The sequence below is a fragment of the Streptomyces brasiliensis genome, assembly GCF_014647875.1.
In the GTDB taxonomy this organism is placed as follows: Bacteria; Actinomycetota; Actinomycetes; order Streptomycetales; family Streptomycetaceae; genus Streptomyces; species Streptomyces brasiliensis.
In genome coordinates this window covers 1-3,583 of record NZ_BMQA01000178.1, presented here as the reverse complement: position 1 = coordinate 3,583, position 3,583 = coordinate 1, and the positions used below count along the sequence as shown (strand labels likewise).

Here is a 3,583-nt window from a genome sequence, read left to right as displayed (position 1 = left end):
CGGCGAGATCGAGGCCGTGCTGTCGGCGCGTCCGGAGGTGGCGCAGGCCACGGTGATCGCACGTGAGGACACCCCGGGCGACAAGCGCCTCGTCGCCTACGTAGTGGCATCGGACCCGGACACCGACCCCGGCGAGAGCGGCATCGACACGGATGGTCTGCGTGACCTCGTGGCATCCCGGCTGCCGGAGCACATGGTGCCGGCCGCGTTCGTGACAGTGGCGGAGCTGCCGCTGACCGTCAACGGCAAGCTCGACCGCAAGGCCCTGCCCGCGCCGGAGTACGCCGCGGGCGGTGGCCGGGCCCCGGCCACCGTGCAGGAGGAGATCCTCTGCGCGGTGTTCGCCGAGGTGTTGGGTCTTGAGTCGGTCGGCGTCGACGACAATTTCTTCCAGCTCGGCGGGCACTCCCTGCTGGCGGTGACCCTGGTCGAACGGCTCCGCGTGCGAGGCGTGTCGGTGTCGGTACGGGCCCTGTTCGAAGCCCCCACTCCGGCCGACCTGGCCGGGGCTACCGGCATCGGCTCGGTGGAGGTGCCCGAGAACCTGATCCCGGTGGGTGCGGAGCGGATCACGCCGGAGATGCTCCCGCTGGTCGAGCTGTCGCAGCAGGAGATCGACCGGGTGGCCGCGGCGGTCGACGGCGGAGCGGCGAACGTGGCGGACATCTATCCGCTGGCACCACTGCAGGAAGGCCTGCTCTTCCACCATCTGCTGGCGGACGGCGGCGTGGATGCGTATGTCTCCGTACGCGTAGTGGAGTTCGCCTCGCGGGAGCACCTGGATGACTTTGCGCACGCGCTGCAGCGCGTGGTGGACCGGCACGACATCTACCGCACGGCCGTGGTGTGGGAGGGGCTGCGCGAGCCGGTCCAGGTGGTGTGGCGACAAGCCGTACTGCCAGTGGTCGAGCATGCGCTGGAGGTCGATTCGGCGGATCCGACGGCCGCGGTCGAAGCCTTGCTGACCATGGCAGGATCCGTGATGGACCTGGACCGGGCTTCGCTGATGGATCTGCACGTGGCCGAGGTCCCGGAGGGCCGGTGGCTCGGTATGGTGCGGATGCATCACATGGTGCAGGACCACTTGGGTATGGACGTGCTGCTGCAGGAACTGCGGGCGGTGCTGGCCGGCCGGGAGGACGAGCTCGCGCCGGCGATGCCGTTCCGGAATTTCGTGGCTCAGAGCCGTGCCGTGCCACGGTCCGAGCATGAGCGGTTCTTCAGTGAACTGTTGGCGGACGTGAGCGAGCCGACCGCCCCGTTCGGGCTCCTGGACGTGCGCGGCGACGGCTCCGACGTGGTCTCCGAGATGGTTCCCCTGGACGCGGATGTCGTAGCGGGTCTACGGGATGTGGCGCAGCGGCTCGGGGTGAGTGCGGCGACGGTGCTGCATGTGGCCTGGGCGCGGGTCCTTGCGGTGGTGGCCGGCCGGGACGACGTGGTGTTCGGCACCGTGCTGTTCGGCCGGATGAACGCTGGAGAGGGCTCCGACCGGGTGATCGGCCCGTTCATCAACACCCTGCCGGTGCGGTTGCGCATAGGAGACGTGGGTGTGCAGGCGGCCGTGGAGGAGATGCAGGTCCAGCTGGCCGGGCTGCTGGAGCATGAGCATGCTCCACTGGCGGTGGCACAGCAGGCCAGCGGTCTGACGGACAGCACACCCCTGTTCACCTCCATCTTCAACTACCGGCATATCGCAGGGGAATCGAGCCAGTCGGAGTCGGAGACGGAGAGGGAGACGGAGGCGGAGGCTGATCGCCCGGAGCCGATGGCCGGGATCCGCAATGTGTTCGTGCGGGAGCGGACGAACTATCCGATGGCGGTGTCGGTCAACGACCGCAGCGGTGGCGCTCTGACGCTGACGGTGGAGGTGGCCGACTCGGTCGACCCGCAGTTGGTGGCGCGGCTGCTGCGCACCGCGGTGGAGAACACCGTCACCTCCCTCGTCGACACCCCCGACGCCACGCTGCGCAGCATCGACGTCCTCGCCACCCAGGACCGCGAGGACCTCCTCCACCGGTGGAACGACACCGAGGTCGCAGGCCCGGCGGACACCGTCATCGAGCTCTTCGTCCAGCGGGTGCACGCCGCACCGGATGCGGTGGCAGTGGTGGCCGACGGCGACGAGTGGTCGTACGCCGAGCTGGATGCACGCGCCAACCGGCTGGCGCACTGCCTGCGTGACCGCGGCGTGGGTACGGAGTCGGTGGTCGGTCTGTGCCTGCCGCGTGGGCCGGAGCTGGTCGCCGCCATCCTGGGCGTGTGGAAGGCGGGAGCCGCGTATCTGCCGATCGATGGACAACTGCCGTGCGACCGAGTGGAGTTCATGCTCGGCGACGGTGGTGTGCAGCTGGTGGTGGCGGACCACTCGGCGGCCGAGAACCTGGCTGCGGTGCTGAGCGGCATGCTGGTCGTGTGGCTCGATGAGCCGGAAGTGCAGGCGCAGCTGGCCGAACTGCCGACGAACGCACCGCAGTTGACAGTGTCGCCGAATGAGCTGGCGTACGTGATCTATACGTCGGGGTCGACGGGTGTGCCGAAGGGCGTGGCGATCGCGCATGCCGGTGTGGTGAATCTGGTGGCCGCGCAGATCGAGCGGTTTGCGGTGGAGCCGGGTTCTCGGGTGCTGCAGTTCGCGTCGATCGGTTTCGATGCGGCGGTGTCCGAGGTGTTGATGGCGCTGTGCTCGGGTGCGGCTCTGGTGATGGCGTCGGCCGACGAACTGCTGCCGGGTGGCGGGCTGGTCGATTTGGTCGCCGGCAATGGCATCACGCATGCGACGTTGCCGCCGGCGGTGCTGGGAGCTCTCGACGCCGACGACGACCTGGAATCGATCACCACGCTCGTATCTGCCGGTGACGTCCTGGACGCAGGCCTTGTGGAGCGGTGGGCACCGGACCGTCGGCTGATCAACGCTTACGGCCCGACCGAGATCACCGTGTGTGCGTCGATGTCGCAGCCGCTGACGCCGGGGGATGTGCCGTCGATCGGCGCGCCGATCGCCAACACGCGCCTGTACGTCCTCGATGAGATGCTCCAGCCGGTGCCGGTCGGGGGCATGGGCGAGCTGTACGTGGCGGGTTCCGGTGTGGCGCGCGGCTATGTCGGCCGTGCGGGTCTGACGGGTGAGCGGTTCGTGGCCTGCCCGTTCGGGTTGCCGGGTGAGCGGATGTACCGGACCGGTGACGTGGCCAAGTGGGCCGCGGACGGTCAACTCGTCTTCGGCGGGCGGGCCGACGAGCAGGTCAAGATCCGCGGCTTCCGCATCGAGCCCGGCGAGATGGAGGCTGTGCTGTCGGCGCGTCCGGAGGTGGCGCAGGCGGCCGTGATCGCGCGTGAGGACGCTCCGGGGGACAAGCGTCTGGTCGCCTACGTAGTGGCCACGGACGCCGATGCCGGCCTCGACACAGGCGGCCTGCGGGACGTGGTGGCGTCGCGGCTGCCGGAGTACATGGTGCCGGCCGCGTTCGTCGTACTGCCTGAGTTGCCGCTGACCGTCAACGGCAAGCTCGACCGCAAGGCCCTGCCCGCGCCGGAGTACGCCGCGGGCGGTGGCCGTGCCCCGGCCACCGTGCAGGAGGAG

The 3,583-nt window shown here is 69.5% G+C and carries 1 protein-coding gene; it reads left to right on the top strand.

The genetic code is table 11. The annotated features are described in order from the left end of the window. On the top strand, positions 1-3,583 hold a 3,583-nt coding region (locus IEZ19_RS49415), incomplete at both ends, for a non-ribosomal peptide synthetase (RefSeq protein ID WP_189317900.1).